Raw genomic sequence first — 23,847 nt, forward strand, 5'->3', positions numbered from 1 at the left:
TTTATTCGTGAACCTTTGCTTTATTCTTTTGGCGAACCCCTCGCTTATCGTAATGTGTGTTTTTCAGGGTGATAAAAGGGCGTAATTCGCTTTAAACTTCTCAAACGTCGCTTACTATTTTAGGTATATAAGTACAGCTTTTATCTGCCCATATTATACCAATCTGTACTATCGATAATTTCTATATCTTTGAGGGAGGTAACTTGAATTTATTATCAATTTGAGATGGTTATCCAATTTATAATTAAGTTTAATCCTTCACGACAATTTTGTATTTAAAAGTAGGGATCTTTGGGGTGTTTTTTGAAATGATGATCAACGAGCCCAATTCATCCATCTATTTTTTGTATCGTGGTATTGGTTTTGGCATAAATCTCCTCATGTATTTTATTGGAAGGATAATATTTCTTCCAGATACCGAAAATTTTCATGTTGTTTTTTCAATATGAGCGTACATCTGCATCTTTTTTTCCCATTTGTTTACTTTTTTCTTGTTCACAAAGAAAACGGAATTTTTATGGCGAAAGAATATTCTAGAATTCTATTATCAGATGGTGTAAAGGAGTGTAACTATGCATAACAAACGACTATTTTTTTCTTTAAATATCGATAAGCAATTCAGTAGGCAAGTTCAAGCACTTGAATTTTTGAGTGCTCAACAAACTGCTGTGAGTATTCATGAACTTGCGACACGCATTGGATGCTCAATTCCTACCTTAAGAAGTGACTTACAAGAGCTCAATAACAATTTACCAATTAACATTGAAATTCGATCGATGGGAAAAGATGGGTACATCTTAATTTATCCTCCGGGTATATCAATTCCTGCATTAATTATGGAACTGGCGAAGGAAACGGATGTCTTCAGAATCCTTGATGCACTTTTCCACAATGATTCATATACTTTTGATGAATTAGTTGCGGAGTTATTTGTGAACCCAAGTACCTTGCGAAAAATATTGACACATATTAATCAAGTCATTACTGAATTTGGTGTATCTTTGTCTAAGTCTCCGATTCGATTTATAGGAAGTGAAACGAATATCCGACTCTTCTTATATAATTTCTATTATGACTTTAATGATTATTTTACCGTTGACTGTGATTTTGAGAAAAACTACGAAGCGTATAAAACGATTATTGATGGAACCAGAAATAGTCTGTCCTTTCCATTACGATTCAGTTACTTCAGAGTTACCTTGTGGATAATGATCATTCGAAGGCGTATTCAGTCGAAGTGTTTTGTGGAACTGGACGATTCAATCAGACAGCGAATCCTTAATGAGGCTGATTTTGTTGAGTTTCAGTATTCATTCACCCATACATTTGCAGAAAAGTTTTTGATTTATAAACCTCCCCTTGATGATATTATTTGGGCGTATACAATTTTCCTGCATTGCATCTCTTATAGTGAAATGGAACCGTTGGAGCAATCTGAGGATGTTAATGAATTGTATGTCTATCAGAACAGTGATCCACGACATCTTGAATCCATCAATAATTTTCTGAGTCTTGAGTTTGAGCCTTCGGTAATTGATGGTCCTCACTTACACAAAATGCGTACGTTTTTATTGAATCTTTCGATGTTGACCCATCTCTCTACACAGTTTCAACGAATTTCTGCTCTTACACGGATTTCTCTGAAAGAATCCTTAAATGAGTATTTTATGATTTGGATGCGTCACCTGTATTCAAAAGAGAGCCAGCGCATGTTTAACATTGAGTATCGTGAAGATATTGCGATTTCTTTGGCAATGATGCATTATTCAACTTTGACGCATTTAAAAAAACACAGCATTCGTGTGCTCTTTGCGTTTCAGGGTGAACCTGGCTATGATGATTTCTTAACCCAACAGACACAGTTTATGATTCCACAAAACATTGTGCCTCATTTCTCTTTTGATGAACCCATCTCTGAGGAAATGATTTCGAGAACACAAGCTGAACTTGTTGTTACAAATTATGATTCACCTGAGTTTAATGATTTGAGTTGTGATATTGTGCGTTTATCCTATGTTCCAAGTAAGGGATATTAAACTTTACTTGGGGTTTTCACTCGCAACACTATTTCTTGGGGTGAGGTAATCTTGCTCTAGCCTCTGTCTTTAAAGAAGTTTGGGGATTTCTGTTGTAAACTGATTATCTTAGACCAGCAGAATAAAAAATCACTTTACTTTATGCACAATTAAGTGCTGTATTAAAGTGATTTTTTTTGTATTATTAGTTTAACGAGGTTAATAAAATGGTAGAAACCCCAAGTTTCCAGACCTAAGTTTCTACCAATCCAATACCTCCTATAAAGGAGTAAGAATATGATAACAGTTTTCTCAAACACATTCAATAATAAACAGTTTTCTCAAAAGGAATATTACAAATTTCTCAATTCAATTAATCCAAAAACAATACCTTGTCCGTGCTGTTCAAAAACAGATACACTGATTCGTTATGGATACTATCCGAAAACCATAATTACTGGGCGATTAACCATTGTCGTAGAAATCGCACGTTTCTTTTGTAATCAATGTAAGAGAACTCATGCAATAATACCAAGTAACTTACTTCCCTATTTTCAACTGTCTGTACCCACAATTGAAATAATATTAACCCATGAACTTGATAGCACGCTTTTAACTGATATTGATGAATCAACATATATTCGGATAAAAATACGTTTTAACGATTATGAATCGGTGAGACATTTAAGTTATTTGGAACGATTGAATTACTTCATATTATCCACAAAACGGAATATCTATCATTCCGCCATTACTTCACCAACATGAGAAAAATAGTTTTAACTCCTCAGATTGAATATAATGAAGATGGTTATTTAAATAACAGACAATCATTTTTATATTTAGGAGCAAGATACATAATGAAACCTTATCAAAATAGTCAAAGAGAGGCAGGGTTTCTATGAACGCTAATGCCACTCTTTTAAGTAACGAAAAAATTCTTGAATTATTTAACTTAGAACACCATCAAGTCCAGAAGATTGATATCAAAGGTCAAAGTGACGCATTGAATGTGTACATTACGCTTCAGGTAGAGGAACAAACATGCCCAATTTGTGAAAGCAAAACATCCACAATCAAAGATTATTCTGAAAAGAAGCTTCTCCACTCACTGGTAACACATATACCCTGTTACATTCGTTACCGTGCACGACGTTATAAATGCACAACGTGTAATAAATGCTTTTTTGAACACAATCCATTTGCGTATCGAAATATGAAGATTACTCAGCTGACCGTATATAATGTCCTGAATGATCTTAAATCGCCACATGAAACGTTTACCACAGTTGCCAATAGATATCGGTTATCTCCCACTACAGTATCATCTATTTTCGATTCCCACGTTTCTGTCTCCAGACAAAAACTACCCGCTTATCTGCTTATTGATGAATGTTATGCGTACCACAGTGATCGCAGTGATTATGTATGCGTTCTTATTGATGCAATGACAAAGAATATCGTAGATATATTACCGTCCCGTAAGAAACAAGACTTAGTCGCGTATTTTAGCCAAATCCCCCTTGAAGAACGCAAAGGAGTCTTAGGTATTGGAATCGACATGTGGTATAGCTATAGAGTCGTCGCAAAACAATTCCTTCCAAACGCGTTTATCAGTGTTGATCGTTTTCATGTTTATAGTGATTTAATGAAACGTATCGACTCTATTAGGGTAGACACTATGAAGAAACTAAAACCTCCTAAGAACTGGAAGCAAACAGAAGATAAAGTCAAAAGACAAGAATATTATAAGCGTGACCAGCAATACTATCTGCTTAAAAAGTTCAACTGGTTACTCTATAAAAACCCCAAAGCAACAACCACAGTTAAAGATAAGAAATACAATATATTTGATCCAAATGTACCGAAACAACGCAATAAGAAATTGGGAAAGTTTCTAAACCTTTACGACATAATAGACCTAATTCTTCAAACGAGCAATGGCCTTGAAGATGCATATAACATGAAGTTCTTACTCGATCAATTCTTCAATGAATCAAAAGCTGAGAATGCACACGAGAATCTGAACACACTCATCAGAGTGATGGCTCAGAGTAGAGTTGCATCAATCGTTGATTTTAGCCGAACTTTAGGAAAGTGGAAAAATGAAATTGTCGCAACTTTCAATAAAGTAGAAAAATGCACAAAGGTCACAAATAAGAAAACAGGAGAAACCCATTATGAAGTTTCCATAACACACATAAACAGTGCGTTGATTGAGAATCGAAATCGCATAATCAAGCAAATAAAAAACAATGCAAGTGGCTATCGTAATTGGGAGCGGTTTAGGAATCGTGTGTTGTATGTGCTTAATGAAGACGCAACATATCGAATTAACCCAATAATTAAAACAACCTATGACAAAGGACTCTCTTAAGAAATGACTCATTATTGATATACTATAACAAAAAGAGGGAAGCTATAGTCATGTGCGACTACGCTTCCCTTTGGTCTTTAACAAACTTGTTTGGGGTAACTTACTCCCCAAGTTATTTTATATCATTTTCTGAATTATCCCCAAGTTATTTCAGACCGCCCAAGTAAGACTGAGTGGGATTCCTTGGGAAGTATCATCTTAACGCTCTCTGCAACGAATAATCGTTAAACTTTCGCATAAAAAAGACGATGCTGTCATCGTCTTTTGTTTGTTATTTGGTTTGGATCCATAATGCAGGTGCAAATGCAGTTTTTAAATCAGAGAAATGTTCGCGCCATATTGTACCATTCGATTCGATTGTTCCAGCGAAGTTTACAAAGAAGGAAGGGCTTCGAAGCCAGTATCTACTAGACTTCACCAGTAATTCTTCAGATAATCCATATGCATTTACATCCGACATACTGAGTGAAAATGCTGTTTTTTCTCCTTTTTTGTCAACTAATGTAGGTGCATCTGTTCTTTTATAACAGTCGGCGTTACCAGTCATGGGAACTTCTACATCCCATGATACAGGAAGTACTGATTCATGATCAGTATGATTTTTGATAATTTTATCATAGAACGCTTGATCAACAATCTTTAAGTAACTGTCGTTATAAATTGCTGGTTCACTAGTATTTGTAGCATGGCTATATGGAAATTTTTCATTTCCATTCACTGCAAGAATTTCCATGGAGTTTAGCACTTCCATAGATACAACATCCTTGGTCATAATAAGTGCTGCTTTTGTGGTTTGATCAATATACAAGATAATAAACGATTGATCCGCAAATGTGATGGTATCGCCAACTGTTTTGCCTTGAAGGTCAAACTCTATTGTTTCAGTGTCATCATTGGATCCTTTCAACATTCCGAGAATGTCTTGATTGGCATCGGTCCAAAGGTCTAAATCTTCATAGGACACTGCATCCAAGTAAACGTTAATATCATAGTTTGCTTTACCGTTAGGTTGTTTTACAAGACTTACGGATTCTAAGAAGTTAGATGTCATGGTTGTTGGAACCGTAGCGGTTGTACTATGCTCAAGTGGTTGTCCCCAATACACCCAGCCCTCTTCGCTGTGTGTATCAATAATCCACTTGGAAACAGGTTGTAGACCATCTTGTATCCATTCATCTACGGTGATTACCTGGGAGCCAAGTTGCCATGCTACGTACTCATCAAAGACCCGATCAGTGTCTGTCCATGTTTTGATGGTATAGTTGTGTTCATTGTTGTTTTCTGGCAGCGCGTCATGTTGTGAATCACTCTGTGCTGAATTGGATTGATTCGTTTGACCTTCCACTAAAGAAACTGGATTGAGATACTCAACATCCATTACAAGAAATTTGCCGTATTGACCGTTAGGATCATGTGCGTCGGTTCGTATGTAAACATACTCTTGGGCATCAAAGGCAGTTTTAATTGTTTCCAAGATATTCATACACGATGATCCACTAGAGGTGCATGAATGTTTGATTGATTGTAAGTATCCTACAGCTTGAGATGATGAAGTAAATTTCATAATATCGCCTTTTTCATCCACCATATAGCGATGGTCACTGTATATGTATTTCTGCTCACTGATTTCCATAAATTCTCTGAATTGGATGCGTACGTAGGCATCATCATAGATTAGGGCATTATCATCTGCTTTATCACCATTACGCACTGCGACACTTTTCGTAATCTGTTGATCTATGCCCCATTGTGTGACTTCTGAGAAATTCTCAACAAGTGTGACATTATGGTGTGCTACTTCAGTACTGAATTGATTGGTCTTATGTTGGTTGATATCGCGCCAAGCGTAGGAACCTGTTAACAAGAGTGATATTGCTAATAGAATCGGTGTGAATGATTTTTTCTTAAACATTTTTTTCATCGTATATTCTCCTTAATCGGTTACCCTTTTTTCTACTAACATTGTACCAATTTATAGCGGGTGTCTTTTTTGTATATTTTTATCAAGTTGAAAAATGACATCGTTTGTTTATGAATGATGAAAATACGATGGATTTCTTCGTGGTGGGATTTGTAAATGAGGCATATAAAAAAACTGAGTTTATTAGGCTCAGTTTTTGTTAAAGCTATTTATTTTGCTTTTGGTTTTGCATAATATGATTTGTTTAAAATTTCAATCATATCTGTAACAATTGGCAAGCGTGGGTTACATGGTGAACATTGATCCTCGTATGCAAGGTATGCAACTTCTTCCTTGTGTGCTTCGAAGTCTTCAACAGCAATTCCTTGTTCTTGAAGGTTCATCACAATTCCACAACGCTCTGCAAGGTCATGACATGCTTTTGCATAGCTTTCAACACCTTCTTCAACAGTGTCTGCTTTGAGTCCTAAGATACGTGCTAACTCAGCATAGCGCTCATTTGCACGGTATACATTGTACTTAGGCCATAGTGATGGTTTTTCTGGTTGTGTTCCGTTGTAACGAATTACATGAGGCATCAAGATTGCATTGATACGTCCGTGAGGTACATGCCAACGTCCACCGATCTTATGTGCAAGTGAGTGGTTGATTCCTAAGAATGCGTTCCCAAACGCCATCCCTGCAAGTGTTGATGCATTATGCATTTTTTCACGTGCTTCAAGATCGTTTTTACCATCTTTAACTGCGCGCTCTAAGTATTCAAATACCATCTTAACAGCTTGAACGCAGAGTCCATCTGTAAAGTCGCTTGCGAAGTTTGAAACAAATGCTTCAGTAGCATGTGTTAATACGTCTAACCCTGTATCTGCAGTTACAGATGCTGGTAGGTTTGTGGTAAAGATTGGGTCTACGATTGCGATTTGAGGTACCATAGCGTAGTCAGCCAATGGATACTTCTTGTTTTCTTTCTTGTCTGTGATAACAGCAAATGGTGTTACTTCACTACCTGTACCAGATGTTGTTGGGATACATACCATTTTCGCTTTACGCCCAAGTTCAGGATATTTGAATGCACGTTTACGGATATCGATGAATTTTTGTTTTAGATCATTGAAGTCGATATCTGGTTGTTCATAGAAGATCCACATACCCTTCGCAGCATCCATTGGTGATCCACCACCAAGTGCGATGATTGTATCTGGTTTAAATGATTGCATCATTTCGAATCCTTTACGTACTGTTTCGATTGATGGATCTGGTTCAACATCTGTAAACAATTGGATGGATACAGCGTCTCTACGTTTGTTGAGTTGATCAATGATCACGTTTGTGAATCCTAAGTTAACCATTGATTGGTCTGCTACGATGAATACACGTTCAACATCAACCATTTCTGTTAGGTAACGAATTGAGTTTCTTTCGAAGTAAATCTTTTGTGGAACTTTGAACCATTGCATATTGTTGTTACGTCTCCCTATCTTCTTAATGTTTAATAAGTGAACTGCACTAACATTATCGCCAACTGAGTTATGACCATATGATCCACAACCAAGTGTTAATGAAGGGATGAATTCGTTGTATACGTTTCCGATTCCACCAAATGTTGATGGTGAGTTCCAGATAATACGAATTGCAGGTACTGCTTTACCAAAACGCTCTGAGATTTCTTTTGATTTTGTATGAACTGCTGCAGAGTGTCCTAGTCCATTAAATTCAACCATTTCTTTTGAAAGGCGAATTCCATCGTCGGTATCCTTCGCTTGGATTACTGCTAATACTGGAGAAAGTTTTTCACGAGTGAGTACTTCTTGAGGTCCAACAGACTTACATTCTGCAGCAAGAATTGATGTATTTGCAGGAACTGTGATTCCAGCTTGTTCAGCAAGCCATGTTGCATCGCGTCCTACGATTGCAGGATTCAATACAGCATCTTTAAAGTTTTCGTCAACTGAAGCAACTCCGAATAGGAAGCGTTCGAGTTTCGCTTTTTCTTCTTTATTTACAAAGTATACGCCATACTTCTTAAGACCATCGCATACTTGTTTGTACACTTCTTTATCAGCGATTACAGCTTGTTCAGAAGCACAGATCATCCCGTTATCAAATGCTTTTGATAATGCGATATCGTTCACTGCTTGGGCGATGTCTGCAGATTTTTCGATGTATGCAGGTACGTTACCAGCTCCAACTCCAAGTGCAGGTTTACCACATGAGTAAGCAGCGTGTACCATTGCGTTACCACCTGTTGCAAGAATTGTCGCAACGCCTTCATGTTTCATTAATTGGTCTGTTTTTTCTTTTGATCCACGTTCAATCCATTGCACACAGTTTTCAGGAGCACCTGCTTTAACCGCAGCATCTAATACTACTTTTGCAGCAGCAACTGAACATTGTTGTGCAGATGGGTGGAATGAGAAGATAATTGGGTTACGTGTCTTTAAACAAATTAGAGATTTAAAGATTGCTGTTGATGTTGGGTTTGTTACTGGAGTAATACCACATACAACACCAACTGGTTCAGCGATTTGAGTAATTCCTGTTACTTCATCTTCATGAATGATTCCAACAGTTTTTAAGTTACGCATATTATTTGTTACGTATTCAGTAGCAAACATGTTTTTTGTCGCTTTATCTTCGAATACACCACGTTTTGTTTCTTCAACTGCTAACTTAGCAAGTGTTCCGTGGGCATCAATCGCAGCGATACATGCCTTAGCTACAATGTAATCTATTTTCTCTTGATCGAGCTCCATGAACTCTTGGAGGGCTTTTTGACCCTTCTCAACGAGTACATCGACTTCGTTATCAATTTTTACTTCTTGTACTTTATCTACTTTTTTCGTCATACTTTGTCTCCTTGTTAATCAATTCACTAGTATCATATCAGTTATTATTTTTTTCACAAATAATATATGCAAATTAATTCGCATATTTTTTACAATTTTTTCCATGTAAGAATTGTAACCGCTTTGCTTGTGAAAAATATCACTTGTTTTGTTATTCTTTATGTTTTCATCACAGAAATCATTTATACCTCAATGGTAGTACTCCAATTTTTTTGTGATTGTGGCTCAATCTTTTCAATACCAAATTTATGATTTAGGATTTTATCATGATCGATCCGATCCCCAAATCCTGCCCATGGTTCCAAGCAAACAAACGGTGCTTGGGTTCCATCTTCAAGGGTTGGTGTCCAAATTCCAAGATGTGGATATGAGCGTACATCCATCGCAAGCTTACGTTTTCCATCATGAAGGATTACACGGTGTACTTCTTCAAATACCAAGGTCATGTTTTCATACGTCATCATATCAAAATCAACACGATACCCATCGAATTCAGTTTCACCATTACAATACGGTCCATCAAAGGTATATTGTTTAAATGGCTTAGGTCCTTGTAATTCAATATATGCGTCTTTTGATTCGACGATAAATGCCGGATGATATCCAAAGCTGTAATACATATCTGTTTCCCCTGCGTTAACAATGGTCGCATCGATTAATAAATTTCTTCCCAATAATGTATAGGCTATAATCACCTCAAAATCAAAAGGATATACTTCACGGGTCTTATCATTACTCATGAATTTTAGTGTACATGCTGTTTCAGTTTGATCCTCTACGCTAAAATCACTGTCTCGTAGGAACCCGTGTTGAGATAATGGGTAGGTTTTCCCGTCAACACTGTATTCATTATCTAGAAGACGTCCTACAATCGGAAATAAAAATGGTGCCACACGATTCCACCATGTTGCATCTTTATTCCATAAAATCGATTTCCCATCCACTGTAATGGATTCCAAACTTGCACCTTTAACAGTAATTTCTGCGATTACTTCATTATTTCTAATTTTAATCATTGGTTCCTCCTTATATATTCACAATTATAATTATATAGGAATTACCTAGGTAACACTATGGTTTTCATAAACTCTTCACGATGATTCACAAAGATTTCGTATACATTTCAAGTAATTTTATGATACAGAAAAAAAATATTCACACTTTTGTTTATATCGAGATAATTTCATAAATGATGAGTTCTTCATAATATCCTTACAGGAATTGCCTTATTCAAATAAAAATGAATACACTAAACAACAGATAAACAAGGCAATTCTTATAAAGACACTATAGACCTATTTGGGATAAAACAATAAAGGAGCATAGTAGAAATCTAGTATGCTCCTTTATTGATTAATGCTTTTTGATGATTGTTGTATTAATCGCCAATTGAGATCCAAAGTCCTGGACGAACATAGCAAGGCTGATCATACGGTTTACTACTTCCTGGTTTACCATCACTATAGATATTTGCGGCAACGAACGAGCTATTAGCTGGGCTTCGCAACCATGAAGACAATCCATCAACGATAGTCGCAGGAGCTATTTCATAATAATTTATATCTGAAACACTCAGAGCAAATGCAGTCTTAGTACCTGTTTGGCTAACATAAGAGTATGCGTAATCCTTAGTTTTCCAATCGGTGTATATACCCTCATCTTCTTCTACTTCATAATTTGCTGGAAGAACATAAGCATTGTCTGTATGACTCTTGATGTAATTGTTGTAATACTTTTCATTTACTTCTTCAAGATATGAACCCTCATAACCTTGATAATTAGCGCCTGTTTTGTTGAATCGAACTTTTCCACTAGAGTGCTCAAATCCCATGGATTGGATAACACTTGCTGAGAGAATATCACCGAGTAAAAGCGCAGTCTTATTTTGGGCATCAACATACACTATTGTATATATATGTCCAGCGAAGTTAATTGAATCTCCGACTTTCTTGTTTCCAAGATCAAAACCAGGTGCTTCAGCTTTTGGTTCGACATTTTTAATTGCATCTTCAAGGTCTTCAATCGCTTTGATAACATCTTCGATTGTTGTATTTGGATTATCATATGTGTTTTCGCCATTTTCGATAGCATTTTGAAGTTTATCACCAGACTCATCCGTTAATGTATCTTGATCAATTAGTTTTGCTTCATCAAGAAGGTCTTGAAGTTCTTGAAGTAAGTCTTCTAAGGTTTTGTTGTTAGAAGATCCTGGTGTTTTGATGTCTTCAAGCATATCGATGATATCAGAGTTTCCATCGGTCCATAGTTTCAAGTCGTCTTGAGATACTGCATCCATTGATACATTGATTTGGTAGTTAGCAGTTCCTGTAGGTTGTTTTACAAGAGTTACACTTTCCAAGAAATTTGGTGTCATTGTACTTGGTATTTTCGCAACATTACTGTGTTCAAGTGCTTGTCCCCAATAAACATATCCTTGATCACTAGTTGTGTCGATAATCCATTTCGCAACAGGTTGTTTTCCACCAGCAACCCATTCTTGAAGTGTGATTACTTCGCTACCCAATTGCCACTTAACATACTCATCAAATGGTGATTCAACGCCATCCCACTTCTTAATTGTATATGTGCTTTGATCATTTTGCGCTGGTTTAACATCATGTTGTTTATCAGTGCGTGAAGAATCTGCATGATTTTCAACACCGTCTACAATTGATGTCATATCATCACCAGTTATTCCAGTTACAATATAGTTACCATATTGTCCATTAGGATCATGAGCTTGTGTTCTAATATAGTAGTATTCTTGCTTGTCAAAGTAACCTTTTAGTTTCTCAATGCGTTGATCATCTTCAAGATCATAATCATGATCGGTTAGATTCAAGGTCGCAAGGAATGCTTCTGCAGCTTCCTTTGTATCAAAACGATAGAAGTTCCCTTGAGTATCAATCATATAACGATGTCTTGTATAGACATACTCACGGCTTCCAATTTCCATGTACTCTTTGAATTGAAGACGAATAAATCCATCTTGATAAATTGCGTTGGTGTCGTTATTGTCTTCACCGTTTCGAACAGCAACACTCTTTGTAACTGCTTCACCTTTCTTCCAATTTGTAACCTCTTTAAAGTTCTCTACAAGAACAATATGATGTTCAAAATCAGCGGTACTAAAGCTGTTATTTTTATGCTGATCAAGGTTTTGCCATGCAAGTGACCCTGACAACAACAACGCGATAGCGATAGCGCCTGTCGTAAAGGTCGCTTTCTTTTTACGTGTTAGTTTCATCTTTCTCCTCCTTAACACTGGTACTGCTGGACGTGTCCTGCAAGTAAAACCATCTTACCAAGTGCATGATTTGAAAAAATAATAAAAATTATTCCAGAGGAAAATATGCGTTGGATTTCGTTTGAGTACAATCATGAACGCTATTTTCTAATATTATTTCTAAATTTGGGAAATTTATATATTTTATTGATTCACTATGAAACTTACGTTATCATTCTTAACTCAAACTAAATAAATAGAGTTATACAGAGTTAATTATTCAGAAGTCGATGTTATCTATATACAGTAAATTACGTTTGTTTTTCTTATTTCAATTGATTAATTTCAATCAATATATAACTTCTACGCAACAGTTTACTGGTACAAATCATTGTAAACTAGCGTTTGGCATCACATCATAATCAGAATACTATCCTATTTATAAATTTGTTGCATCTCTTTTATATTATTCAACTGGCTTGTTATAACTGTAGCTATTTTCCCCCATTCAAAATAATAAAAAAGGTTCTAGCGAGAAGAGAATCATTATCCCATTCGCTACAACCTCATATTTATTAAGAAATAGTTAATCCGTAATTATCTGTCAATTGAAATCCAAAGTGCGGGACGAACCAGGTTTATGTGATTAAACACTTGTCCTGCATATAGCTTACCATCCGTGTATATAGTTCCAGCTTGATCAACATCGCCACCCGGACTGCGAAGCCACGAACCAGTACCATCTGCGAGATATACATCAGTCATTTTATAATAATTTATGTCCGAAACTGCTAATGCAAATGCAGTTTTTAGACCATTTTCGTGAATGTAAGAAAACTTATCGTTCTTCACATTCCAATTACTTGGGTCGAATCCTTCTACTTGAAATATAGCTGGAAGAACGAATACATTGTCTTCGTGTGTAGAAACCTTCACCTCATAAAATTTGTCGATAACTTGTTTCAAATAAGATTCTTCGTACCCATCATATTCATCATTCGTTAGAATGTAACGGATTTCTCCACCATAATTGATAATATTCATCTCATTAAGAATATTCCCAGGGATAAAATCTCCTAAGATTAAGGCCGTTCTGTTTTTTTCGTCTATATATTCAATTGTGTATTCATGATCCGCAAAGATTATTTTATCACCTACACCCTTATCATCAATACTAAACCCTGGTGTTTGGTCTCCCCCAAGCATATCAATGATATCAGGATTTCCATCTATCCATAGTTTCAAGTCATCTTGAGATACTGCATCCATTGATACATTGATTTGGTAGTTAGCAGTTCCTGTAGGTTGTTTTACAAGTGTTACACTTTCCAAGAAATTTGGTGTCATTGTACTTGGTATTTTCGCAACATTACTGTGTTCAAGTGCTTGTCCCCAATAAACATATCCTTGATCACTATTTGTGTCGATAATCCATTTCGCAACAGGTTGTTTTCCACCAGCAATCCATTCTTGAAGTGTGATTACTTCGCTACCCAATTGCCACTTAACATACTCATCAAATGGTGATTCAACGCCATCCCACTTCTTAATTGTATATGTGCTTTGATCATTTTGCGCTGGTTTAACATCATGTTGTTTATCAGTGCGTGAAGAATCTGCATGATTTTCAACACCGTCTACAATTGATGTCATATCATCACCAGTTATTCCAGTTACAATATAGTTACCATATTGTCCATTAGGATCATGAGCTTGTGTTCTAATATAGTAGTATTCTTGCTTGTCAAAGTAACCTTTTAGTTTCTCAATGCGTTGATCATCTTCAAGATCATAATCATGATCGGTTAGATTCAAGGTCGCAAGGAATGATTCTGCAGCTTCCTTTGTATCAAAACGATAGAAGTTCCCTTGAGTATCAATCATATAACGATGTCTTGTGTAGACATACTCACGGCTTCCAATTTCCATGTACTCTTTGAATTGAAGACGAATAAATCCATCTTGATAAATTGCGTTGGTGTCGTTATTGTCTTCACCGTTTCGAACAGCAACACTCTTTGTAACTGCTTCACCTTTCTTCCAATTTGTAACCTCTGTAAAGTTCTCTACAAGAACAATATGATGTTCAAAATTAGCAGTGCTAAAGCTGTTGTTTTTATGCTGATTAAGGTTTTGCCATGCAAGTGACCCTGACAACAACAACGCGATAGCGATAGCGCCTGTCGTAAAGGTCGCTTTCTTTTTACGTGTTAGTATCATCTTTCTCCTCCTTAACACTAATACTGCTGGACGTGTCCTGCAAGTAAATCCATCTTACCAAGTGAATGATTCGAAAAAATAATATTTGTTATTTATGTTTGAAAAAAGAACGATTCATATTTCAAAAATAGAAAAATTAATGGTCAAAATTTGTTTGATATTTACCTTTATGGTAAGTTCCGTAGTTTTCTTTACTTATGATATGTGCTTATCTTCAAACCTTGTCTTGAAACTAACATGAAACCCAATTTACAAGTGACATATTGTACATAATTAAGTGTTAAATAAGGAAGGCAGCAAAAAATTACGTAAAAATAGAAATTTCTAACACCAAATTGGACCTTACAATAATGTTATAATCTAAATATATAAAATAAATTGATATCTTTTACCTTAAGTACGATTTTAAATTGCAAATAACAAAAGGAGATGGCGATGCAAAATCATCTATTTTTTGCTTTAAATAATAATAAACAATTGTGTAGGCAAATTAAAACATTGACCTATATGCGCTCTCACGACAGCCCAATGAGTATTAATGAACTGGTACAACATGTGGGATGCTCTATCCCAACAATGCGTCAAGACATCAATAACCTCAATGATGAGCTTATGGGCTATTTGAAAATTGTATCCAACGATAAAGATGGGTATACATTATCATTGGATACGATGAGTATGGATGCGATTTTGGTGAAGATGGCTAAAGAGAGTGATGTTTTTCGTATTATTGATGACATTTTCCATCATGAAATCCATACCTTTGATGAATTACTTGCAGATTTATACCTATCGCCAACTAAACTAAGGAAAACATTAAATCATATAAACACCGTGCTTGTTTCTTATAATATTGCGCTTTCCACACGATATGTTGATCTTATTGGATGTGAATCGGATATCCGTTACTTCTTCTTTGCCTTCTACAGTGATTTTAATGATTTTTTCACCATTGATAGTAACTTTGATCGGAGGGAGTATATTTATCAGGTGTTTCATGAACGCGCAATTCAGAGTATCATCCCTCATTTTCACTTAAGCAACTTTAGAATGACCTTATGGAGTATAATCATCCATAATCGTATTAAACACCAAAGATTTGTAAGGGTTGACGATCATCTTAAAGAGGAATTGCAAGTTTTTGTTTCGTTTGAAAAGTTTAAAGAAGCGTTTATCGATGTGTATCGCAATGCATTCTTAATTCATAACCCTCCCCTTGATGATATTATCTGGGCGTATGCCATGCTTTTACATAGTGTATCCTACAGCGGACCCAGCCATAGCATTTTTAGTCACTACATCAAGGATTATACACACCTTGAAACGATTCCTTTGGAATTATCGCAGCGTGTTGAATCCTTATTAATGCATCAATTTGATGAACCAACGATTCACAGTACAGCAATTGATCCGGTTCGTTCTTATTTGATTAACCTTTCAATTCTTACACGTATTTCACCACAACTTCAACGCGTGTCGAAGTCTTTTAAGCTCTTTGCACACGAGACCATTGATGATTTAGTCATCCTTTGGATGAACCATCTCGAGACCCCTGAAGCAAAAGGGTTATTACCAATTGTCTTCAAGGAAGATGTTGCGTGTTCATTAGCAATGCTTCATTTCTCTTTTATCAGCCACCAAAAGGATTTTGACCTCTGTGTTCTGTTTGCTTTTCATGGTGAACCTGGATATGATGACTTTCTCATGTATCTATCGCAATTTATGATTCCTAAAAATGTAACAACTGCGTTTTTGTTTGACAAGCCAATCACACATGATATCTTGAATCTTGTAAACACTGATTTGGTTGTAACAAATTATGACTTACCCGATGCACATAAGATGCAGTGTGATGTCATTCAATTATCCTACATACCCAGTATGGCTGAATGGACTTCACTTCGAAATGCAATTCTCAATTTGGCTGCTTCAAAGCATTCGCGAAGTAAACCCGATGAAGACATGGATTCACATTCTTTCTCATAAAACTCAAAAGGAGTCACTGACTCCTTTTTAAGTGTTTATGAATTGGATTCGTTGTGTGATCCTTTTTTCAAGTGTGCAAAGCGTCTTAACTCTTGTAATGCAAAGGTTAATCCTCCAAGACAGACGAGTAAGAATCCTATAAATGCAGTGTTTCTATGCTCAGTTCCGGTTTCTGGTAGATCTGGTTTTGATGGTTTAACCGGTTTAGGTTCTTCATCAATGCGTTTTTCATACGTGTTGGTGAAGGTAATTGAATCCACAATTTGTCCGGCTTTTGTATAAGTAACCTGATCAACTACAAGTTTCAGTCTTTGTTCACTGACACTTACTTGAACTGTAACAGGGTCCATATCATATTCATACTCAGAAGTTCGATCGACGATTTCTCGAATGACATAGGTATAAGTGCCTACTTTGGTAAAGGTAATTTCTCCAAAGGATGCACTCCCTTCCCCATTTATGAGTACAGTGCTTGTATCTTGAACGGGTGCGTTGTTCATCCCCGTCAGTTTAAATGCAAAGGTTTCATCGGGTGCATTTCCATCGGATTTGATAATCTTACTAATATCAAATTGAAGGCTTGTTGGGACACGGTATGTGAGCTTAATGACATAATTGTCTAAGTATTCGATTTCAAAATGTTCGCGGTCTTTTGTTCTGACATAATACTCGATTTCATTGCCATCTTTATCATACTTCGGCACTTCAAACTCAAACTTCCAATCCTGGTCTTTGTTTGTGGTTGTACATGCAATTTCAACACCATCGCCATTATAAACACACACTTCAATTTCATCTGGAATCACATGATCATAGCCATCTGGAACATTCCAAATCACTTCCCCTTCAATGATATTGTTGATGATTGATTTATCAAAGGTGTTGACCGCTTTAACATGCGTCGTCGTTCCTTCAACTGCATTCCCTTTTCCATTGAATAGATTTAGAATATACCCCTCTTGCTGATAGTCTTTTTCTTTAACTTCATAGTGTGCTCCAGGTTTTACTTCAATCGTTTTAGATTGACCATGTTTCAACGTGAATGACTCTGTAACACCATCGATTGTGAGTGTAAACTCAAATGCTTTATTTAAGTCTCCTTCACCAACTACTTCTTTTCTTATTTCTAGAAGCGTTTTTTGTGGTTCAGGTATGAAACGGTTTTTAAAGGTTACAGTTGTATCCTTACGATCCACCACTCCACTCACTGTATTAACAAGTTCTTGATATGTTTCAAGATCTTGTTCATGGATTTCGTAGGTTGTGCCATAGGGAATGTTCTCAAATACAGCAGTTGAATTTGCTGGGATTTGAAGTGTTGACCCTTCATCATACTTCACAGGATTTCCACCGTCAATTGACACAGTAAGTTCTTCAATATGTTCACTAAATGATACGGTAAATGTGAAACTGTCTTTAAGCGTGGTTCCCACAACATCTTTTTTAACAATAAGCGATCCCGTCTTTGCTTCAGGTGTATCGTTTAGATAGGTATTGGTCACGACATATTCCATCACTGTATCGCGTGATGTTGTCCCTTGGATCTCATTGTGTGAACTACTATATCCTTGATTGCTTGCATCAGTTTCCTTGATTGTGTACTTCAAATTGTCTTTGTGTGTCTGTACCACAAGGGTGTCATAATGTTTGAGCATAATTGTGTCTCCACTTGCGAGTTCAAATGGGATCGAACCATTTAACGATGCAAAGTAGGTCATGCCGTCTTCAAATGTAATGGTAAATTCAAATTCAGTCAGAAGTTGGTCTAAGGATAATTGTGAACCATCCCGATTCACAACGTGCTTTGTGAGAATAAACGATCCATCCCCTTTTTCTTCATCAATTACATGAGTAATGGTTACATCATCATGCCCTTTAAGAATTCCTGTAACATCTGTGATATCGGGTGTGTAGCCTTCTTTAGGAATGGTTTGTATAGAGTATTCAAGACCACATGGAAGGTTTTCGAAAAGAATGGATTCAAGGTGTTTCAAAAAGACTGAACCTGTTCCATCAATCACACCGCTTTGATTACTTCCTGTAAAGGTATATGGATAGGATTTTCCATCACTAAATGTAATCACGTACTCAAACTCAAGATTGCGTTGATCATCACTGAGCATGGTGCCATTACTGTTTTTCACGATATTCAACAGTTCAAGTGAACATGTATTACATACACTATAGGTTTGAACTAATACATACTTTTTGAGACTACAATCAACACTAAATTCAAACTTGAGTGGGTCTTCTAACTGTTCATCAAGATAAAAATCATATCCAGAAGGCGGCATAATTCCCTTGAAGTAATAGTCCCCTGATTCAAGATGCAGGGTAACTTCTCCTGATTCATTTGTTGTGTAAATATCACCGATACGTTCATCTCCAAGCTCGTTTTTACGGTACAATTCAAAGCTTGCACCTTCTAACATTTTACTTGTATTCAGTTCTGAATTATCAAGAATAACAACACATTGATTAAACTCTGTTCCAAAGTTTGCGGTTTTGTGTTGCGTATCATCATACCAAGCACTGAGTGTTGAGATTGTAAGGAGCATGACAAATAATGCAATGACCCCCGATTTGATTTTCTTATACGCTCGTTTTCTCATAAATCAATAACGTTCTTCCTTTCTTTTTTCAATTCTTTCAAATAATCACTTGCTGAATTTTTAAATGCAATGATGAGAATAACAATAACACCACTTAGGATATAGTTCTCTTTAATGTAAGAAATATAGATTCCCAACTGAGGAACGGTTAGTTTTACTTCTCCGATCACATTGGCAGCATAGACTTTTTCTTTGTCAATCTCATCGTTATCAACACCTTTTGTACTGAAAGCAAGTCCATTGCCTTCATAGTTGTCAATCACTTCAACGATTTCGTGGGTAACAATACTCACCTTGCCATTGATTTTGGTGTAATAGGTGATGTATTCACCCACCTCTAAGGTTTCAGGATCATCTCGATGTGTTACAATGAGGGACCCTCTTGGCATGACTGAACGCATTGAATCGGTTTGAATGTAGAAGATTGAGGTATCAAAGAGTGTCTTTGCTTCATCTGGACGCTGGTTTTGCAATACAACCAAAACAATAATAAGTCCAATTAACGCATAGAACAGTATCTCAGAAAGCGACTTCATGACGCTTGAAATTCGATGTTTTTTTATGGGTTTCAATGTTTCGTTCGTTTGGTTTTCATTCATGGCTATCTTCCTTATCTATCCTTATAGGAATTGCCTTGTACAAGAATTTGGCTGGCGGAATAGGTTCACAAGGCAATTCTTATAAAGATAACTCATAATTAATTGAGTTGTCTTTATGTCATAGTTAATGGTTTACAAACAAGGATCAAGGAGACATACTCAAGTATGCTCCATTGATCGTGTTATTAACTAATATTTGTACTCGTTTTATTTAGTAATCGAAATCCAAAGTGCAGGGCGTAATGCATTAGTGCCTGTTGTACCATTAGCAGTTGTTAATCTTCCTTGGCTGTTTACGATTGCTACATTTACGTTTCCATTTGCAGGTGTTCTCAACCATACTTCTGTATTTGCATCCAAGATAGTATTTGATATACCATAACGATTTACATCAGATACACTGAGTGAGAATGCTGTTTTTGTTCCATTTTCATCTACAGTTGTTGGTGTCGCACTTGAAGAATTCCAGTTTGTACTTGCTGATTCAGCTGGTAGGTTTACAGCTAACACAAACTCACTATCTTGTTTTCCATTAATAAATGTATTATAGAATGCTGTATCAGCAGTCTTTAGATATGATCCAGAGTAAGCGGTTCTTGAAGTGCCATTATTTTGGTATCGCACTTGATTGCTCAATATTCCGTGATTAATATCTGCAGTATTCAGATCCGAGTATGATAATACATCAGATAGAATCAATGCAGTGTTCGCTGCTTCATCAATATAAGCGATTGTGAAAGTACGGTTAGCAAATTGAATCTTATCCCCTACTTTTTTACCTGTGATGTCAAAACCTGTTGCTTTTACAACAAGGTTATCCATAACATCTTGAAGGTTATCAATTGCATTTTGCACTTCTTCAGCTGTTACACCTGATTTATCATGAACTGTTTCACCATTATTGATTGCATCAAGTAAGTCTTGAGCTGATGCATCTTCTAGTGTAGTTGAGTCAATGAGTTTTGCTTCATCGATGAGATCTTGAAGTTCTTGTAGAAGTTCTTTAAGTTGAGTGTCCTCAACAGGTGCTGATCCCTCACTGCCTTTTAACATATTCACGATGTCTTTGTTTCCATTAACCCATAGGTCAAGGTCTTCAATGGATACTGCATCCATAACTACATTAATTTGGTAGAATGCTGTACCATTAGGTTGTTCAATCAATGTTACAGTTTCTAAGAAGTTTGGAGTAAGTGTTTCAGGAACTGAAGCAGTCTTGCTGTGTGCAAGTGCTTGACCCCAATATACCCAACCTTCATCACTCGTTGTATCAATGATCCACTTCGCTACTGGTTGTTTTCCACCTTCAATCCATTGTTCCAATGTAATGACATCTTCTCCTAATTGCCATTCAACATATTTTTCAAATGCTGAAGTTGAATCATCCCATGTTTTCACAGTGTATTGTGATTCATTATTATCTGCAGGATTTTCATCGTGTTGTTTATCATTACGTGCTGATTCAGATTGGTTTGTTTGACCATCAATAATTGATTTCATTTCTTCTTCAACATCAAGGATTACAAACTTACCATATTGTCCATTTGGATCATGTGCTTGGGTACGGATGTAGAAATATGCTTGGTCATCAAAGTATCCTTTTTGCGAAACAATACGATCTTGTGGATCTAGATCAGAATCATAATCTTTTTGGTCTAGTGTTGCTAAGAACGCTTCTGCTTCTGCTTGAGTTGAAAAACGGTAGAAGTTTCCATCTGTATCGATCATATAACGATTTTCGCTATATACATAGGTACGTTCGCCAATTTCCATATACTCTTTAAATTGTAAACGGATGTATGCATCCTTATATATAGATTTAGCTGTGTCAGCGTCTTCACCATTTCTTACAGAAACAGCTTTAACGATTGCTTGACCTTTTTCCCATTCACTTACTTCTTCAAAGTCTTCAATCAATGTTACATTGAAGTCTACTGTTTTCGTTGTGAAATTGTTGGTCTTGTGCTGTGTATAATCATGCCACGCAAGTGACCCAGATAATAGTAAGGCGATTGCCAGAGCACCCGTTGTTACGGTTGCTTTCTTTTTATGTGTTAATTTCATCTTTCTCCTCCTTAACACTGTATTGCAAGGTAACCTCCTGCAACTACTTTGATTTTAGCAATTTACAAGCCTATAATTTTCATCACTATTTGTCGACCTTTTAAGAAAACCAATCTCATTTTTCAATTTGAAATAACTTACAAGAATTTGTCAATTTAAGAAAATTTTTCGTAAATAAAGAAATAATTTTGAATGTGTTTAAGGGTCAAAAATTGAATAAAAATCTCGACAACAGGAATACTACAGTCATTTTTAATGAAATAATTCATTTTCGTTTCAAGAACGACCCAAAAAATCAAGTTGAATTGTGAAATATCCATAGAATTAAAAAAATATTACACGTTTTTTCGAAAGTTAGGAAAAAACTATTGAAATTTCTTATCTATCAATATTTTAAAATTTTATTATCTAGAGAAATAAGATGAAGGAGACTCCTGTATGCAAAGCAAACGTTTATTCTTTCTATTGAACTTTGATAAGCAATTTAGTCGGCAAATACAGACAATTGAATATTTAAGTTCACTTAAAACGCCCATTAGTATTAACGATCTTTCGATAAAAATTGGTTGTTCTATGCCGACAATGCGTAGTGATATTAACGCCTTAAACAATGAACTTCCAAACACTGTTCAAATTGAAGCACAAGGAAAAGATGGTTATGTATTACGTGCACCGGATGGGATATCCATGCCATCGATTATTATGGATTTAGCGAAAGAAACGGATGTTTTTCGAATCATTGATTCGCTCTTCAACAATCAAGTCTATACCTTCGATGAGATGGTATCAGAATTGTTTATTAATCCCTGTACCCTTCGAAATATCTTGGCCCACATTAATTCAATTATTAAGCATTTTAACATCTCTATTTCGACCTCTCCGGTAACCTTCATTGGTTCTGAAACAGATATTCGTTTGTTCTTTTATAAATTCTATTATGATTTTAATGATTACTATACGGTTGATCCTGAATTTAATAAGAACTACAATGCCTATATTTCTATCATTAGTGATTCAAAAGAAAGCATTACCCCTCGAATTCATGTGAGTCATTTTAGAGCAACACTTTGGATTATGATTATTCGACAACGGATTCAAGCGAAATTGTATGTGGAGTTGGATGATGCCTTCAAACATCAAATTATGGCAAATGAAGATTTCGAATGTTTCAAACAATCCTTTACGGCTGCTTTCGCAAGTTCTTTCTATATATATAAACCACCCCTCGATGACATCATCTGGGCGTATGTTGCACTTTTACACTGCATATCCTATAGTGAGCCATCCCGTAACCTATTTACAGACGATAAATATGAGTATGTGTTGCACCGGTGTGTTAGTCAAGATTTAATCGATCGTGTCAATGACTTTTTGGCTCTTGAGTTTGATATGGAAACCGTAAAAAGTCCATACCTTGATAAGATGCGGGCTTACCTGATTAATTTATCGATGTTAACGAATTTGTCTCCTCAGTTTCAAAGTTTATCCGTCACAACACGTCTATTTGTTACCGAGTCGCTCAATGAATACTATATGATCTGGATGAAAAATTTGTATTCAAAAGAAGGACAAGCATTGTTCCCTATTATTTGCCGTGATGATATTGCACTCGCACTTGCGATGCTTTATTATTCTGTATTAAGCAATTTAAGAAAACACGACATTCGCATTCTCTTTTGCTTTCAAGGGGGTGTTGGCTATGACGATTTTCTAGTCCAACAGACTCGAAGCATGATTCCGCAAAATGTCGTTCCATTCTATGTTTTTGATCAAATCATTACTGAAGATATCTTTAAGAAAACAAATGCTGACCTTGTAGTTGTGAATTATGACTCTCCTGAATTTAATAATTTATCCACACGCGTGATTCATTTTTCATACATTCCAACCATGTCGGAATGGTCCACATTGAGTAATATTATCTTGAGTCTATCCACTACCGATAAATACGCCTAAACCTTGCCTAAATTTAAGACCACAT

The 23,847-nt window shown here is 36.1% G+C and carries 13 protein-coding genes; 5 read left to right on the forward strand and 8 right to left on the reverse strand.

Annotated elements, in window-relative coordinates; all coding sequences use genetic code 11:
- The first annotated feature begins 572 nt into the window (after window positions 1-572).
- The 3 genes from AOC36_RS07980 (at window position 573) to AOC36_RS07990 (ending at window position 4,392) form a co-directional block, all read left to right on the forward strand.
- On the forward strand, window positions 573-2,036 hold the full coding sequence (locus AOC36_RS07980) for a helix-turn-helix domain-containing protein (protein ID WP_067633159.1): 1,464 nt from the start codon (window positions 573-575) through the stop codon (window positions 2,034-2,036).
- A 276-nt stretch (window positions 2,037-2,312) separates the two neighbouring features.
- Window positions 2,313-2,783: a DUF6431 domain-containing protein gene (locus tag AOC36_RS07985; protein ID WP_067629969.1), complete on the forward strand. Its 471-nt coding sequence runs from the start codon at window positions 2,313-2,315 to the stop codon at window positions 2,781-2,783.
- 133 nt (window positions 2,784-2,916) lie between these two features.
- Window positions 2,917-4,392 (forward strand): ISL3 family transposase, encoded by a 1,476-nt coding sequence (locus AOC36_RS07990; protein ID WP_067629964.1) that lies wholly within the window; start codon window positions 2,917-2,919, stop codon window positions 4,390-4,392.
- 271 nt (window positions 4,393-4,663) lie between these two features.
- On the opposite strand, the gene AOC36_RS07995 is transcribed toward AOC36_RS07990, so the two are convergent.
- From AOC36_RS07995 to AOC36_RS08015, 5 genes are all read right to left on the reverse strand, one after another.
- Entirely contained in the window at window positions 4,664-6,313 is a 1,650-nt protein-coding gene (locus AOC36_RS07995) for a hypothetical protein (protein ID WP_067633161.1), read from the reverse strand.
- 209 nt (window positions 6,314-6,522) lie between these two features.
- A complete protein-coding gene (gene adhE, locus AOC36_RS08000) occupies window positions 6,523-9,159 on the reverse strand; it encodes a bifunctional acetaldehyde-CoA/alcohol dehydrogenase (RefSeq protein WP_067633163.1) in 2,637 nt (878 codons plus the stop codon).
- Between the two features lie 182 nt (window positions 9,160-9,341).
- Window positions 9,342-10,175 carry an aldose epimerase family protein gene (locus tag AOC36_RS08005; RefSeq protein WP_067633166.1) on the reverse strand — a complete coding sequence of 278 codons (834 nt, stop codon included), beginning with the start codon at window positions 10,173-10,175 and terminating at the stop codon, window positions 9,342-9,344.
- Between the two features lie 362 nt (window positions 10,176-10,537).
- Entirely contained in the window at window positions 10,538-12,406 is a 1,869-nt protein-coding gene (locus AOC36_RS08010) for a hypothetical protein (protein ID WP_067633168.1), read from the reverse strand.
- A gap of 576 nt (window positions 12,407-12,982) precedes the next feature.
- On the reverse strand, window positions 12,983-14,605 hold the full coding sequence (locus AOC36_RS08015) for a hypothetical protein (protein WP_067633170.1): 1,623 nt from the start codon (window positions 14,603-14,605) through the stop codon (window positions 12,983-12,985).
- A 435-nt stretch (window positions 14,606-15,040) separates the two neighbouring features.
- Here AOC36_RS08015 and AOC36_RS08020 point away from each other — a divergent pair, with 435 nt between their 5' ends.
- Entirely contained in the window at window positions 15,041-16,591 is a 1,551-nt protein-coding gene (locus AOC36_RS08020) for a helix-turn-helix domain-containing protein (RefSeq protein ID WP_067633172.1), read from the forward strand.
- Window positions 16,592-16,626: 35 nt separating this feature from the next.
- On the opposite strand, the gene AOC36_RS08025 is transcribed toward AOC36_RS08020, so the two are convergent.
- The 3 genes from AOC36_RS08025 to AOC36_RS08035 all read right to left on the reverse strand — a co-directional run bounded on the left by AOC36_RS08025 (window position 16,627) and on the right by AOC36_RS08035 (window position 21,866).
- Window positions 16,627-19,203 carry a DUF7601 domain-containing protein gene (locus tag AOC36_RS08025; RefSeq protein WP_067633174.1) on the reverse strand — a complete coding sequence of 859 codons (2,577 nt, stop codon included), beginning with the start codon at window positions 19,201-19,203 and terminating at the stop codon, window positions 16,627-16,629.
- Complete coding sequence (locus tag AOC36_RS08030) at window positions 19,200-19,802, reverse strand: signal peptidase I (RefSeq protein ID WP_067633176.1); 603 nt, start codon at window positions 19,800-19,802, stop codon at window positions 19,200-19,202. The genes AOC36_RS08025 and AOC36_RS08030 overlap by 4 nt, the downstream gene beginning before the upstream one ends.
- Window positions 19,803-20,009: 207 nt before the next feature.
- Entirely contained in the window at window positions 20,010-21,866 is a 1,857-nt protein-coding gene (locus tag AOC36_RS08035; protein WP_067633178.1) for a DUF6273 domain-containing protein, read from the reverse strand.
- Window positions 21,867-22,304: 438 nt separating this feature from the next.
- Here AOC36_RS08035 and AOC36_RS08040 point away from each other — a divergent pair, with 438 nt between their 5' ends.
- The gene (locus tag AOC36_RS08040; RefSeq protein ID WP_067633180.1) at window positions 22,305-23,822 is read left to right on the forward strand and encodes a helix-turn-helix domain-containing protein; all 1,518 of its coding nucleotides are present in this window, start codon (window positions 22,305-22,307) and stop codon (window positions 23,820-23,822) included.
- Window positions 23,823-23,847 lie beyond the last annotated feature (25 nt).

The sequence above is a fragment of the Erysipelothrix larvae genome (assembly GCF_001545095.1).
Taxonomy (GTDB): Bacteria; Bacillota_I; Bacilli_A; order Erysipelotrichales; family Erysipelotrichaceae; genus Erysipelothrix; species Erysipelothrix larvae.

Excerpts from the sequence above, each read along its gene's own strand:
- AOC36_RS07980 (WP_067633159.1), top strand. The coding sequence starts at position 573 with ATGCATAACAAACGACTATTTTTTTCTTTAAATATCGATAAGCAATTC.
- AOC36_RS07985 (WP_067629969.1), top strand. The coding sequence starts at position 2,313 with ATGATAACAGTTTTCTCAAACACATTCAATAATAAACAGTTTTCTCAA.
- AOC36_RS07990 (WP_067629964.1), top strand. The coding sequence starts at position 2,917 with ATGAACGCTAATGCCACTCTTTTAAGTAACGAAAAAATTCTTGAATTA.
- AOC36_RS07995 (WP_067633161.1), bottom strand. The coding sequence starts at position 6,313 with ATGAAAAAAATGTTTAAGAAAAAATCATTCACACCGATTCTATTAGCA.
- adhE (WP_067633163.1), bottom strand. The coding sequence starts at position 9,159 with ATGACGAAAAAAGTAGATAAAGTACAAGAAGTAAAAATTGATAACGAA.
- AOC36_RS08005 (WP_067633166.1), bottom strand. The coding sequence starts at position 10,175 with ATGATTAAAATTAGAAATAATGAAGTAATCGCAGAAATTACTGTTAAA.
- AOC36_RS08010 (WP_067633168.1), bottom strand. The coding sequence starts at position 12,406 with ATGAAACTAACACGTAAAAAGAAAGCGACCTTTACGACAGGCGCTATC.
- AOC36_RS08015 (WP_067633170.1), bottom strand. The coding sequence starts at position 14,605 with ATGATACTAACACGTAAAAAGAAAGCGACCTTTACGACAGGCGCTATC.
- AOC36_RS08020 (WP_067633172.1), top strand. The coding sequence starts at position 15,041 with ATGCAAAATCATCTATTTTTTGCTTTAAATAATAATAAACAATTGTGT.
- AOC36_RS08025 (WP_067633174.1), bottom strand. The coding sequence starts at position 19,203 with ATGAGAAAACGAGCGTATAAGAAAATCAAATCGGGGGTCATTGCATTA.
- AOC36_RS08030 (WP_067633176.1), bottom strand. The coding sequence starts at position 19,802 with ATGAATGAAAACCAAACGAACGAAACATTGAAACCCATAAAAAAACAT.
- AOC36_RS08035 (WP_067633178.1), bottom strand. The coding sequence starts at position 21,866 with ATGAAATTAACACATAAAAAGAAAGCAACCGTAACAACGGGTGCTCTG.
- AOC36_RS08040 (WP_067633180.1), top strand. The coding sequence starts at position 22,305 with ATGCAAAGCAAACGTTTATTCTTTCTATTGAACTTTGATAAGCAATTT.